This is a genomic window from Lysobacter concretionis Ko07 = DSM 16239 (assembly GCF_000768345.1).
In the GTDB taxonomy this organism is placed as follows: Bacteria; Pseudomonadota; Gammaproteobacteria; order Xanthomonadales; family Xanthomonadaceae; genus Novilysobacter; species Novilysobacter concretionis.
In genome coordinates, this window is the sequence record NZ_AVPS01000001.1 from 313,685 (window position 1) to 326,125 (window position 12,441).

Below are 12,441 nucleotides of genomic sequence, written 5' to 3' on the forward strand. Positions count from 1 at the left end.
CCCGCGCCGGTCCGTCCCGCCCCATGAGCTGGGCCCAGCCGCGCTCGTTGCAGGCGCGTCAGTTGATGGCCGCGAGTCTGGGTCTGGTGGCGTTTCTCGCCCTGGCCGGCGTGGCGCTTGACCGGGCGTTCCTGAACACCGCCGAGAGCAACCTCTACCAGCGCATGCGCAGTTACGCGCTGGCGTATGCCGACAGCGATTTTGCCCGCGACGGCACCTTCATTCCCCCCTACATGCCGCCGGATCCGCGCTTCGACCGCCCGGGCAGCGGCCTGTACGCGGAGGTCGTGCTGCCCAACGGACAACAGTGGAATTCGTCGTCCTCGGTCGGGCCGGTGCTGCCCGATGGCGAGCTGCTGGAAGCGCGCCGCGAGATCTTCGAAGGGCCGCTGGACATCACCGAGATCAACGGCCATCCCGGTCAGGCGTACCGTTACGGACGTGGGCTGATCTACGCCAGCGGTGACGACCCACAGGCCGAGCTGCCGTACACGATCTACATCCTGGAAGACACCACGGCCCTGAGCCGGCAGGTCGAAGTCTTCCGTGAGGCGCTGTGGCGCTATCTCGGGGGCGCCGGGCTGGTGCTGCTGCTGCTGCAGGCGCTGATCCTGCGCTGGAGCCTGCATCCGCTGCGACGGGTGATCGAGGAGCTCAAGCAGGTCCAGCGCGGCGTGACCTCGCGCATGAGCGAACGCCATCCGCGCGAGCTGGAGCCGCTGGCCGAAAGCATCAATGCATTCATCGAAAGTGAGCGCGAAAACCTCGAACAGCAACGCAATACCCTGGCCGACCTCGCCCACAGCCTGAAGACACCGCTGGCGGTACTGCGCGCGCGGCTGGATGACGACGCCCCGGAAGCGGAGCTGCGCGAGGAAGTCGACGCCCAGCTGCGGCGGATGAACGACCTGGTGTCCTACCAGCTCGCCCGGGCGGCGTCCGGCGGACACACGCTGTTTTCCGCACCGGTGGACATCGAGCCGCACGCCGAGCAACTGGTGCGCGGCCTGGAGAAGGTCTATGCCGGCAAGGGCACCTTGTGCGAGTTCGATATCGCCGACGGCGTGCAGTTCCACGGCGAGCCGGGCGACCTGCAGGAGCTGCTGGGCAACCTGCTCGAAAACGCGTTCAAGTGGGCCCGCTCGCGGGTGCTGTTGACCGTCAAGGCCGGTGAAAGCGCGCCCAACCGTCGGCCCGGCCTGCTGATCGCGGTGGACGACGACGGCCCCGGCATCGCGCCGGAGAAGGTGGCCCTGGTGCTGCAACGCGGTGTGCGCGGCGACGAGCGCGTGCAGGGCCACGGCATCGGCCTGGCGATCGTGCAGGACATCGTCCGCGGCTACCGGGGGTCGCTGGACGTACGGACCTCCGAGGAGCTCGGCGGCGCCCGTTTCGAGGTGCAGCTGCCCCCGCGCCTGTAGCCATCACACGCCCGTGGCAGTCATGCCTGCAGCGGCCGGTTGCGCGTTCAACCGGGCTCGAACGGCGGGCGTCCGTAGAAGCGGGCCAGGTGTGCGGCGACCGCCGGCATCGCCCGGCGCAGCGTGGCCGGGTCACTGAAGTGGTATTCGGTCGCCACCGCGAAAAACTCCTCGGGCGCTTCCGCCGCGTAGGGGTCGATCGTGGTTTCCCGGCCGGCCTCCGCCTGCGCCACCAGCGCGTCGTAGGCGTGCTGGAAGTCGCGCGCCCATTCGCGCTGCCACGGGCGTGGCAGCGGTGGGGTGCCGTCGAGCACGCCGTCGAGGACGTCGATCTTGTGCGCCATCTCGTGGACGGCGACGCAGAAACCGGCGCGCGGATCGGCGCAGTCGGCCATCACGTCGGCCCACGACAGGATCATCGGGCCGGCGTCCCAGGCCTCGCCGATCAACTCGTCCTCCCACTCGTGCAGCACCCCGGCCGCATCGATGTGGCTGCGCTCGACCCGGAACGCATCGGGATACACGATCAGTTGCGACCAGCCGTGCAGGCCCTGTTCGCCGAACTCGAGCAGCGGCAGGCAGCACAGCGCCGCCAGCAGGCAGCGCTGGCCAGGATCGAGGCGCAGGTCGCCGACCGGGGTGATGGTCTTGGTGTGCAGGAACCGGCTGGCGAGCTGCTGCAGCCGCGCATCGCGGGGTTCATCCAGTGCGGCCAGCCACGGCAATGCGGCGCGGGTGCTGTTCCACAGGTCGGCGGCGATCGGCTCGGGCGGACGCCACCAATGGCGCAGGCGGGTGAACAAGGCCGGGTGAATCAAGTCAAGGGGCAGTGCGATTCAGGGCCCGGCGATCAGCTGCGGACCCGGTCGATCCTCAGCGCAGCATGCCCGGCAGGAAGCTGTGCCAGCGTGTGGATTGCGAGCGCCCCACCGGCAGGTCGCTATGGACGGCCTGCTTGATCCTGGCTTCGCGGCTGGAGGCTTCGGCGGTCGTCGGTTCGTCCGGGTGGCTGCTGGTTTCCTCGTCGGGGCAACCGCCGCCATTGGGCGAGCTGAGCTTCACCTCGCGTGCAACCGCCGCAGAGCTCATCAGGGCAAACATCAGGCAAAGGGCGATCCGCAACATGATGGAACCTCGTATGCCAGGGCCGATCCCGGTCAGTCCACGACTATAGCGTGAAATGGCTTGACGACGGCAACCGGCACCGGTAGGCCGCCTGGGATGGGCCGGGGCCGGTGCCGAACGGCGCCCGGCGACAGCGCTCGCGCATAATCAGCCCCATGTCCGACCGTCCTGATCCTTCCTGCACGCCTTCCGGGCCGACCCCCGGCAGCCCGACGGCCGTCACCCGCGGCCCGTCCGGGATGGACGACCGTGCGTTGCTGGCACGGTTGATCGGAGGCCCGGTGTCGGGGGACGCGCTGGCGCAGGAGAGCGGCCAGACCCGGGCCGCGGTCTGGAAGCGGATCCAGGCGTTGCGCGAGGCCGGCGTGCCGATCGAGGCCCAGCCGGGTCGGGGTTACCAGCTGACCCAGCCGTTCGACCTGCTCGACAACGACACCCTCATCGCGGCCCTGCCGGCGACGGTGCGGGCGCGGATCGCCTCGCTGGAGATCGGCTGGGTCGTCGACTCCACCAACACGACCTTGCTGCGTAGAGCATCTCCTGCCGATGGCATGGCGGACGTGCTGCTGGCCGAGCGCCAGACCGGCGGCCGCGGGCGCCGTGGACGCGGGTGGAGCTCGCCGCTGGCCGCGCATCTGTACCTGTCGTTGTCGCGCAGCTTCAGCGGCGGCCTGTCGCGACTGGGCGGTCTCAGCCTGGTCGCCGGCCTGGCGACCGTCGAGGCGCTGCATGGGCTGGGGTTCGGGATGGTGCGGCTGAAATGGCCGAATGATCTGGTCGTGGCCGGTCCCGACGGTGCCCTGAGAAAGCTGGGTGGCCTGTTGATCGAGGGCGGAGGCGAGCACGCCGGCCCCGTGCGGGCGGTGATCGGGCTGGGGCTCAATGTGCGCATGCCCGATGGTGTCGCCGGCGCGGATTTCGCCAGCGTGATTGACCAGCCCTGGTGCGACCTGTCGCAACTGCCGCCGGCGACGCCTTCGCGCAACACGCTGGCGGCCGCGATCCTGGCGCACTGGGTGCCGGCGCTGGAAGGTTTCGACCGGACCGGCCTGGCACCGTTGCTGGCGCGCTATGCCGCGCTGGATGCGATCGCCGGCCAGGCGGTCACCGTGCAAGGGGAGAACAGCGCAATAACCGGCACCGCGCTGGGCCTGGCCGGGGATGGCGCGCTGCGGGTGCGGCTGGACGATGGCAGCGAGCGCTGCTTCCACTCCGGCGAAGTCAGCGTGCGTCGTGTCGCGGGACGCGGTCGATGACGGTCCGGCAATCGCCGATGTGCTGGCTGTTCGACCTGGGCAACTCCCGGCTCAAATGCGCGCCGTTGATGGCCGATGGCCGGGCCGGCGAATCGATCGCGATCGACCATCGCAACGGAGCGCTGGCGGCCGCACTGGACCGCCACCTGCCTTCGGAGTTCGATGTCGCCTACCTCGCCAGCGTGGCGGATCCGGCGCTGCGGGTGGAGGTGTTGCAGGCGCTGACGGCGCGCTGCCGGCGGATCTCGGTCGCCCGTACCCAGTCGCGTTGGGGTGATTTCCGGATCGCGTATGCCGACCCCGCGCGCCTGGGCGTCGACCGGTTCCTGGCGATGCTTGCCGCGCAAGCCGATTGTTCCGGCGGGGCCGTGCTGGTCTGTGCCATCGGTACCGCGCTGACAGTGGACCTGGTGGATGCCGCGGGCGGCCATCGCGGTGGCCGCATCGCACCGTCGCCGACACTGATGCGCGAAGCGCTGCAGGCACGGATCGTCCAGTTGCCCGCCAGCGGCGGCAGCTACCGGGAGTTCGGCGCCGACACCCCGGATGCGCTGGCCGCCGGCTGCGAAGGTGCCGCGCTGGGATTGATCGAACGCAGCCTGGCGATGGCCGGACGCGAGCTGGGCGCCGCGCCCACCCTCTACCTGCACGGTGGCGGCGCTCCGGCGCTGTTGCCGCAACTGCCGCCAGCACGCTGGAGCCCGCAGCTGGTGCTGCAGGGGCTGGCCCGATGGGCGGCCCTCGACACAGCACGTTGAGCCCGCTCCGACGGACGGGATTGATGCGGGCGGGGTCGATACAATCCCGGCCATGCTGATTCGTGGCCTGATCGTCCTGTTGCTGGTGCTCAACCTCGGGGTCGCCCTGTGGTGGGCGTTGCATGCGCCGCCTTCGACCGCGCCGTCGACCACGCCGGTGGCGGGCGTGGCCAGTCTGCAGCTGGTGTCGGAGGCGCAGGGAGACGCTGATATCGCACAGGCCACGCCGGCTGCTTCGGCCGTGGCCGGGCAGTGCGTCGGCTTCGGTCCGTTTGCCGATGCCGCGGGCGCCGAGGCCGCCCGGGCGCGCCTGGCGCCGCAAGTGATCCATGCGGTCGTGCACCGCCGGCATGCGGGCTCGCCGCGCAGTTGGCGCGTGTTCCTGCCGCCGTTCGCGAGCGCCGGGGAGGTCGACGCCGTGGCGCGGCGGATCCTTGCCGCGGGATTCAAGGACTACTACGTGATCCGCGATGGCGAAGACGCCAACGCGCTGGCCCTGGGTCTGTTCCGTAGTGAGGACTCTGCCCGCGCGCGCGCGCAGGTGCTCATCGCCGCCGGCTTCCCCGCGCAGGTGGAGCCGGTCGGGGCGGGTCCTGCCGAGCACTGGCTGGAGGTCGCCGCGGATGCCGGTTTCGATCCGGCCAGCGCGCAGGCGCTGGTGGCCGCCGCCCGCACCGAGCCGGTCGACTGCAGGCGTTTCGACGGCCAGCAGCGCGCACGACGGTGAGCGATGGGGTTGCCGCCCCGGTCGCGCTAGAATGTCCGATTCGCCGGCTTAGCTCAGTTGGTAGAGCAACCGCCTTGTAAGCGGTAGGTCGTCAGTTCGACTCTGACAGCCGGCACCAGCCAGCCACGGAGGCCCGCATGAACCGTACCTATTCCCCCGTCTCGATCATCGGCGCGCCCACCGATGTCGGCGCCGGCGACCGGGGTGGGCGGCTCGGGCCGGAGGCGCTGCGTATCGCCGGACTGGGCGAGGCGCTGCAGGCACGCGGGATCGAAGTGGTCGACCGCGGCAACCTGGAAGGCCCGCGCAACCCCTGGCAACCCCCGGTGGACGGCTACCGGCATTTGGCGGAAGTCACCGAGTGGAACCGCCTGGCGATGGATGCGGTCTACGCCGAACTCGCGTCCGGCCGGATGCCGATCCTGCTCGGCGGCGACCATTGCCTCGGCGTCGGATCGGTCACCGCGGCCGCGCGCCATTGCCGCGAAACCGGCAAGACCCTGCGCCTGCTGTGGCTGGATGCACACGCCGATTTCAACACCAGCGACGTGACCCCGTCGGGCAACCTCCACGGCATGCCGGTGGCCTGCCTGTGCGGGCTGGGTCCGCGTGAACTGACCCATCTGGGCGGCGATGCGCCGGCGATCCTGCCAAGCATGGTGCGCCAGATCGGCATCCGCTCGGTGGACGAGGGCGAAAAGCGCCTGGTCCGGCAGCACGGCCTGGACGTCTACGACATGCGCTACATCGACGAGGTCGGCATGAAGCAGGTGATGGAGGAGGCGCTGGCGGGGATGGACGACAACACCCACCTGCATGTCAGTTTCGATGTCGATTTCCTCGATCCCGGCATTGCTCCCGGGGTCGGCACCACGGTCCCGGGCGGGCCGAACTACCGCGAGGCGCAGCTGGTGATGGAGATGATTTCCGACACCGGCCGCATGGCGTCGCTGGACATCATGGAGCTCAACCCGCTGCTGGACCGGGACAACATGACCGCGCTGGTGGCGATCGATCTGGTCGAAAGCCTGTTCGGCAAGTCGACCCTGATGCGCGGTTGATCCACGCGCACAACAGTCCGACGGTCCGCGACGCGCCCTCCAGGAGTTGTGCGATAACCGGAGACTGAACCCGGCTGTGGGCAGCATGGCCGGTTGCACGCCGGCTTCACAGCGTGGCACGCAATGATGGCGTCAGGGCCGCGTAACGGAAGTCTGTTGACGGCCCCAATCCGACCAGTGCCAATCCGACAGTGCCAAGGAGATCCCCATGAAGCGTTTTATTGCCCTGATGATGGTGTCGATGTTTTCGATGAGCCTCTTGAGCGCGTGCAACACGATGGCCGGTGCCGGCAAGGACGTGCAGAAGGTGGGCGAAAAAGTCGAGAAGAAGGCGGAGGACTGCAAGGACGCCCACTGCTGATGCCATGTCGGTGATACCGCCATGCCACCGTTGATGGTGTGCATCCAGGCAAGGCAGAAAGCCGGGGAGACCCGGCTTTCTGCCGTCTGCGTACCGGAGCGGTTCATCGCCGTAGCTCCCCGCTAACGCAATCCTGATGCCGATTGAACGGGTTCGCTGCGAAGGTCCGGTCGTGGTCCACGGACTGCATTTCTTCCGAAAGAAGAGGTCGATACCCATGAACAATGACATCATTTCCGGCAAGTGGTCGCAGCTGAAGGGCAAGGCAAAAGCCAAGTGGGGCGATCTGAGCGACGACGTGTTCGACGTTGCCGAGGGCAATGCCGAGTACCTGTCCGGCAAGTTGCAGGAGCGCTATGGCTGGAGCCGTGAGCGTGCCGACGAGGAGGTGAAGCACTTCGGCAAGACACTGGATTGATGCAGGAGCCGCCGCCCGGAGCGGCAGGTTGATGCGCAAGGCAGGCCGGCAAACCGGCCTGTTTTTTTGCCGCCCGCGACAGATCGGCCATTGCGCCCGGCAGGTACACTGGCCCGCCGTCACCGAAGCCTTCCGTGCCAATGCAGCAGACCCGCGTCCTTACCGGCATCACCACCTCCGGCACCCCGCACCTGGGCAATTACGTCGGCGCGATCCGTCCGGCGGTGGCCAGCAGCCATCGTGTCGATGTCGAGGGGTTCTACTTCCTCGCCGACTACCACGCGCTGATCAAGGTGCAGGATCCGGCGCGGGTGCAGCGCTCGACGCTGGAGATCGCGGCGACCTGGCTGGCCTGCGGCCTGGAACCCGGCAAGGTCTGGTTCTACCGCCAGTCCGACGTGCCCGAGACCACCGAGCTGAACTGGCTGCTGACCTGCGTTGCCGGCAAGGGCATCCTCAACCGCGCGCACGCCTACAAGGCGTCGGTCGACAAGAACCGCGAGGCGGGCGAGGACGACGACGCGGGGATTTCCGCCGGACTGTTCATGTATCCGGTGCTGATGGCCGCCGACATCCTGCTGTTCAACGCGCACAAGGTGCCGGTGGGCCGCGACCAGATCCAGCACATCGAGATGGCGCGCGATTTCGGCCAGCGCTTCAACCATCTGTATGGCGAACATTTCACCTTGCCCGAGGTGGTGATCGAGGAGCAGGTGGCGACCTTGCCGGGCCTGGACGGCCGCAAGATGAGCAAGAGCTACGACAACACGATCCCGCTGTTCTGCCCGCGCGAGCAGCTGAAGAAGCTGATCTATTCGATCGTCACCGACTCGCGCGCGCCGGGCGGGCCCAAGGACGCCGACACGTCCAACGTGTTCCAGCTCTACCAGGCGTTCGCCGATGCACAGGAAACCGCCGCCATGCGCCAGGCCTTCGCCGACGGCATCGGCTGGGGCGAGGCCAAGCAGGCGCTGTTCGAACGCATCGATGCGGAGATCAGTCCGCTGCGTGAAAAATACGAAGCGCTGATGGCCCGTCCCGGCGAGATCGAGACGATCCTGCGCGATGGCGCGGCGCGCCTGCGCGAGCGGCACGCGCGGCCGGCGCTGCAGGCGCTGCGCGCGGCGGTGGGCCTGCGCGACCTGTCGCAAGTGGCTGGCAGCGAGGCGGGCACGGCCGAGGCAAAAGCCGCATTGGCGGTGTTCAAGCAGTACCGCGAGACCGACGGCCGGTTCTATTTCAAGCTGGTCGATGGCGAGCGCGTGCTGCTGCAAAGCGCGGGCTTCGATTCGCCGAAGGAGGCCGGCCAATGCATCGCCGCGCTGAAGCGGAACGGGTACGAGGCAGGCGATGCCGCGTTGACGCGGGGCGAGGGCGTGCTGGCGGACGAAGTGCACGCGGCGCTGCAGGCGCTGGCGGCCGAAGAGGCCCGCAAGGCGGCGCAGAAGCAGCTGGAGAAACCTTAGGCTCCGGCCCACGGTCGCCGCCGCGCGGCGACTGGAGTCCTGTGACGCCAGGCTATTGCGCGCATGGGCTCCGGGCTTCCGCAGTCGCGGGCGGCGGCGAGCAAAACCTGACGCTTCGGCCGCCTGTCGAGCCGGGTGCGCCGATCCGTAGCCCGGACGGCATGAAGCCGGGTTGCCCCGGCTTCATGTGGTCACGTCACCCGGTTACATCGGTGTCAGTTCGGCAACGCCAGATCGTCCAGCAGCGCCTTCAGGAACCGGGCCGCCTCGCCGCCGGTCGCGGCGCGGTGGTCGAAGGTCAGCGAGATCGGCATCCGGCGATGCACCTCGATGCCGCCGATCACCGCCACCACGTCGTGCGACAGCTTGCCGGCGCCGACGATGGCCACCGTCGGCGGCACCACCACCGGGGTCGCATAGCGGCCGGCGAACATGCCGAAATTCGACAGCGAGATCGTGTAGCCCGACAGCTCGCTGGCCGGGATCGAGCGATCCTCGACCTGCGCGCGCAGGCGCTTGATCGCCGTACGCACGCCGCTCGCATCCAGCACGTCGGCGTTGCGCAGGGCCGGCACGAACAGGCCGTCGTCGGTGTCCACCGCGATGCCGATATCGACGTGCGGGTGCAGCGTGCGCACCAGCTTGTCGCCATCGAACCAGGCGTTGAGCGCGGGGACGGCCTTGCAGGCGGCGACGATCGCGCGGATCAGGCGCGCGGTGATGTCCTGCTTGCCGATCCAGGCGTGCAGGTCGGCGTCGTCGCACAGCGTGGTCGGGACGACCTTCGCGTGCGCGTCGGCCATCACCCGCGCCATGTTGCGGCGCACGCCCTTGAGCTGCTCGGGCTGGCCGCTGGCGCTGACGCCCGGCGGCTGGGTGCGCATCGGCTTGCCGGCCTGCGACAGGGTGCTGCGCGTCGCGGCGACCGGGGCAGCCGCGGCGGGAGCCGGCTGCGCGGCGGCGGGTTGCGCCACCGCGGCACCGGCCCTGGCCGAACCGTCCGCTGCGGCCTGCTTGACGTCGCCCATCGTGACCACGCCATCGGCGCCGGTGGCCCGGACCCGCGACAGGTCGACCTTGAGCTTGCGCGCCAGTGCGCGGACCGCCGGCATCGCCTTGACGCCGCCGACCGCGACCGCCTGCTCGCTGCGGACCGCATCGGAGGACTGCATCGCACCGACCACGGTGCCGCTGTCGGCGCGGGGCGCCTCGGCCTCGGCGATCGCGCCGCCTTCATCGGAGGCGACCACCTTGTTGTCGGGACCAGGATCGTCGCTGCCGACGCCCTTGGCCGGCGCGGGGCCGCCGTGGCCGTGACCGGTGTCCTGGCCCGCCGCGCGCTGCGGCATCGACGGATCGACCTCGAACTCGGCCAGCATCGCGCCGGTGATGATGATGTCGCCCGGCTCGCCGGCCAGTTTCAGCACCTTGCCGGAGACGGGCGAGGGCACCTCGACCACGGCCTTGGCGGTCTCCATCGACACCAGGGCGTCGTCGAGGCGGATGGTGTCGCCGACCTTGACCGACCACTCCACGATGGTTGCGTCAGGCAGCCCTTCGCCCAGGTCGGGCAGGTAGAACGTGTTCTTGTTGCTCATGGCAGTCCTTCTGGTTGCTTGGGCGCCGTGGCGCCCGTGCTGTGTTTCCGTGGTGTGGCGCCCGTGCCGTGTTGCTGTGGTGTGCGCCGGGCGCGCGTCAGCTGGCCGCCATCGCGCGCCGGGCCGCTTCGACCACGCGCTCGACGCTGGGCAGGTACTTCATTTCCAGCCGGAACAGCGGGATATGGGTGTCGTAACCGGTGACGCGCTCGACCGGGGCGACCAGGTCGTACATCGACTCCTCGGCCAGGCGGGCGGCGATCTCGGCGCCGAAACCGGCGGTCTTGGGCGCCTCGTGCACGATCACGCAGCGGCCGGTGCGGCTGACCGACTCGGCGATGGTGTCGAAGTCCAGCGGGCGCAGGGTGGCGACGTCGATGACCTCGGCGCTGATGCCCTCCTCGGCCAGCTTGTCGGCGGCTTCCAGCGTCTCCTTCACCTGCGCGCCCCAGGTCACCAGGGTCACGTCGGTGCCGTCGCGCAGCACGTAGCACACGTCCAGCGGCAGTGCCTCGCCGTCGTCGGGCACCACTTCCTTGTACTGGCGGTAGATGCGCTTGGGCTCGAAGAAGATCACCGGGTCGGGCTCGCGGATTGCCGCCAGCAGCATGCCGTAGGCGCGCTGCGGCGAGGACGGCATGACCACGCGCAGGCCCGGCACGTTGGTGAAGATCGCCTCGTTGGCCTCGCTGTGGTGCTCCGGCGCGCGGATGCCGCCGCCCCACGGCACGCGCAGCACCATCGGGCAGGTCAGCCGGCCGCGGGTGCGGTAGCGCATGCGCGCGGCGTGGCAGACGATGAAGTCGACCATCGGGTACATGAAGCCGTCGAACTGGGCTTCGGCGACCGGCCGCATGCCTTGCGATGCCATGCCGACGGTGAGGCCGGCGATGGTGGTCTCGTCCAGCGGGGTGTCGATGATCCGGTCCGAACCGAACTGGGCGTGCAGGCCGGCGGTGGCGCGGAACACGCCGCCGTTGACGCCGACGTCCTCGCCCAGCACCACGACGCTGTCGTCGGCGCGGATCTCGTAGGCCAGCGCCTGGGTGATCGCCTCGATCAGGGTGATGGCGGCAGGTGCGTTGGTGGTGGTGCTCATGCGCGGCCCTCCCGGTCGATGGCTTGTTGTCGTTGCGCCAGCAGTTCCGGCGGCGGATCGGCGTAGAGGTAGTCGAACATCGCTTCCACCGGCTGCACCGGGGTTTCCAGGTAGGCGTTGATCTCGATGTCGACCAGGCGGCCGCATTCCTCGATCCACGCGGTTTCCTGCGCTTCCGACCACAGGCCCTGATCGGTCAGGTAGGTGCGCAGGCGCAGCATCGGCTCGCGGGTCCAGCCCGCCTGGACCTCGGCGTCGTCGCGGTAGCGGCTGGCGTCGTCGGCGGTGGTGTGGTCGTGCAGGCGGTAGGTCATGAACTCGATCACGCTGCCGCCCTGGCCGCTGCGGGCGCGCTCGGTGGCGCGGCGCATCGCTTCCAGCACCGCGATCAGGTCGTTGCCGTCCACCTGCAGGCAGTACAGGCCACCGGCCAGGCCCTTCTGGGCCAGGGTTTCCGCGCCGGTCTGCGCCGAGCGCGGCACCGAGATCGCCCAGCCGTTGTTGACCACGCACAGCACCAGCGGCGAGGTGAACGCGCCGGCCGAGTTCAGCGCGGCGTAGAAATCGGTCTTCGACGAACCGCCGTCACCGCACACGGCAACCGCGATGCGCGGCTGCTTGCGCAGCTTGAACGACAGCGCCGCGCCGGAGGCCATCAGGCACTGGGTGGAGATCGGCACGCACCACGGGTAGTCGTGCGGGGCGTCGGCGAAGTCGTTGCCGCGCTCGTCGCCGCCCCAGTACAGCAGCACGTCGCGCGGCTTCACCCCGCGCATGAACTGCGCGCCGTACTCGCGGTAGCTCGGGGCGAACACGTCCTCGGGCTTCATCGAAGCGCCGATGCCGACGTGGGTGGCCTCGTGGCCGAGGCAGGCCGCATAGGTGCCCAGCTTGCCGGTGCGCTGCAGCTTGATCGCCTTGCTGTCGAAGGTGCGCACGAACAGCATCTGCTTGAACAGCGGCAGCAATGCCTTGGGGTCACGGAACGCCTCGGGCAGCTCGCCGACGGGCTTGCCGTCCTCGCCGAGGTATTGCAGGTACTCGATTTCAAATGTCGCAGCGACCGTCATCACATACATCCCAGGAGCGTACGAAAGGCGCCAATGATACCGGGCCGGTCCGCAAAAGCCGTTGCGCGATGCGGCAAACGC

Annotated in this window: 13 protein-coding genes and 1 tRNA gene; 9 read left to right on the forward strand and 5 right to left on the reverse strand. The window is 69.3% G+C overall.

Annotation, left to right across the window (positions count from 1 at the left end; all coding sequences use genetic code 11):
- Window positions 1-23 precede the first annotated feature (23 nt).
- Entirely contained in the window at window positions 24-1,421 is a 1,398-nt protein-coding gene (locus N792_RS01255) for an ATP-binding protein (protein WP_036191714.1), read from the forward strand.
- 47 nt (window positions 1,422-1,468) lie between these two features.
- Here the strand turns inward: N792_RS01255 and N792_RS01260 are convergent, their stop codons facing one another.
- A complete protein-coding gene (locus N792_RS01260; protein WP_425478828.1) occupies window positions 1,469-2,224 on the reverse strand; it encodes a M90 family metallopeptidase in 756 nt (251 codons plus the stop codon).
- A gap of 70 nt (window positions 2,225-2,294) precedes the next feature.
- Window positions 2,295-2,546 carry a hypothetical protein gene (locus N792_RS01265; protein WP_036191716.1) on the reverse strand — a complete coding sequence of 84 codons (252 nt, stop codon included), beginning with the start codon at window positions 2,544-2,546 and terminating at the stop codon, window positions 2,295-2,297.
- 239 nt (window positions 2,547-2,785) lie between these two features.
- On the opposite strand from N792_RS01265, the gene birA reads away from it, so the two are divergent.
- The 8 genes from birA (at window position 2,786) to N792_RS01305 (ending at window position 8,593) form a co-directional block, all read left to right on the forward strand.
- Complete coding sequence (birA, locus tag N792_RS01270) at window positions 2,786-3,802, forward strand: bifunctional biotin--[acetyl-CoA-carboxylase] ligase/biotin operon repressor BirA (RefSeq protein ID WP_036191719.1); 1,017 nt, start codon at window positions 2,786-2,788, stop codon at window positions 3,800-3,802.
- Window positions 3,799-4,560, forward strand: coding sequence for a type III pantothenate kinase (locus N792_RS01275; protein WP_224743899.1), 762 nt, complete (start codon window positions 3,799-3,801; stop codon window positions 4,558-4,560). The genes birA and N792_RS01275 overlap by 4 nt, the downstream gene beginning before the upstream one ends.
- Before the next feature lie 52 nt (window positions 4,561-4,612).
- Window positions 4,613-5,287 carry an SPOR domain-containing protein gene (locus tag N792_RS01280; protein WP_036191726.1) on the forward strand — a complete coding sequence of 225 codons (675 nt, stop codon included), beginning with the start codon at window positions 4,613-4,615 and terminating at the stop codon, window positions 5,285-5,287.
- Window positions 5,288-5,329: 42 nt separating this feature from the next.
- Window positions 5,330-5,405, forward strand: a tRNA-Thr gene (locus tag N792_RS01285).
- Window positions 5,406-5,424: 19 nt separating this feature from the next.
- On the forward strand, window positions 5,425-6,348 hold the full coding sequence (gene rocF, locus N792_RS01290; protein WP_036191728.1) for an arginase: 924 nt from the start codon (window positions 5,425-5,427) through the stop codon (window positions 6,346-6,348).
- 208 nt (window positions 6,349-6,556) lie between these two features.
- The gene (locus N792_RS01295) at window positions 6,557-6,709 is read left to right on the forward strand and encodes an entericidin A/B family lipoprotein (protein ID WP_036191730.1); all 153 of its coding nucleotides are present in this window, start codon (window positions 6,557-6,559) and stop codon (window positions 6,707-6,709) included.
- A 217-nt stretch (window positions 6,710-6,926) separates the two neighbouring features.
- On the forward strand, window positions 6,927-7,127 hold the full coding sequence (locus N792_RS01300; RefSeq protein ID WP_036191732.1) for a CsbD family protein: 201 nt from the start codon (window positions 6,927-6,929) through the stop codon (window positions 7,125-7,127).
- Window positions 7,128-7,267: 140 nt separating this feature from the next.
- Window positions 7,268-8,593: a tryptophan--tRNA ligase gene (locus N792_RS01305; RefSeq protein WP_036191733.1), complete on the forward strand. Its 1,326-nt coding sequence runs from the start codon at window positions 7,268-7,270 to the stop codon at window positions 8,591-8,593.
- A gap of 215 nt (window positions 8,594-8,808) precedes the next feature.
- On the opposite strand, the gene N792_RS01310 is transcribed toward N792_RS01305, so the two are convergent.
- From N792_RS01310 to pdhA, 3 genes are all read right to left on the reverse strand, one after another.
- Window positions 8,809-10,191: a dihydrolipoamide acetyltransferase family protein gene (locus tag N792_RS01310; protein WP_036191734.1), complete on the reverse strand. Its 1,383-nt coding sequence runs from the start codon at window positions 10,189-10,191 to the stop codon at window positions 8,809-8,811.
- 97 nt (window positions 10,192-10,288) lie between these two features.
- Window positions 10,289-11,290 carry an alpha-ketoacid dehydrogenase subunit beta gene (locus tag N792_RS01315; protein ID WP_036191735.1) on the reverse strand — a complete coding sequence of 334 codons (1,002 nt, stop codon included), beginning with the start codon at window positions 11,288-11,290 and terminating at the stop codon, window positions 10,289-10,291.
- A complete protein-coding gene (pdhA, locus tag N792_RS01320) occupies window positions 11,287-12,360 on the reverse strand; it encodes a pyruvate dehydrogenase (acetyl-transferring) E1 component subunit alpha (protein WP_036192320.1) in 1,074 nt (357 codons plus the stop codon). The genes N792_RS01315 and pdhA overlap by 4 nt, the downstream gene beginning before the upstream one ends.
- Window positions 12,361-12,441: the final 81 nt, after the last annotated feature.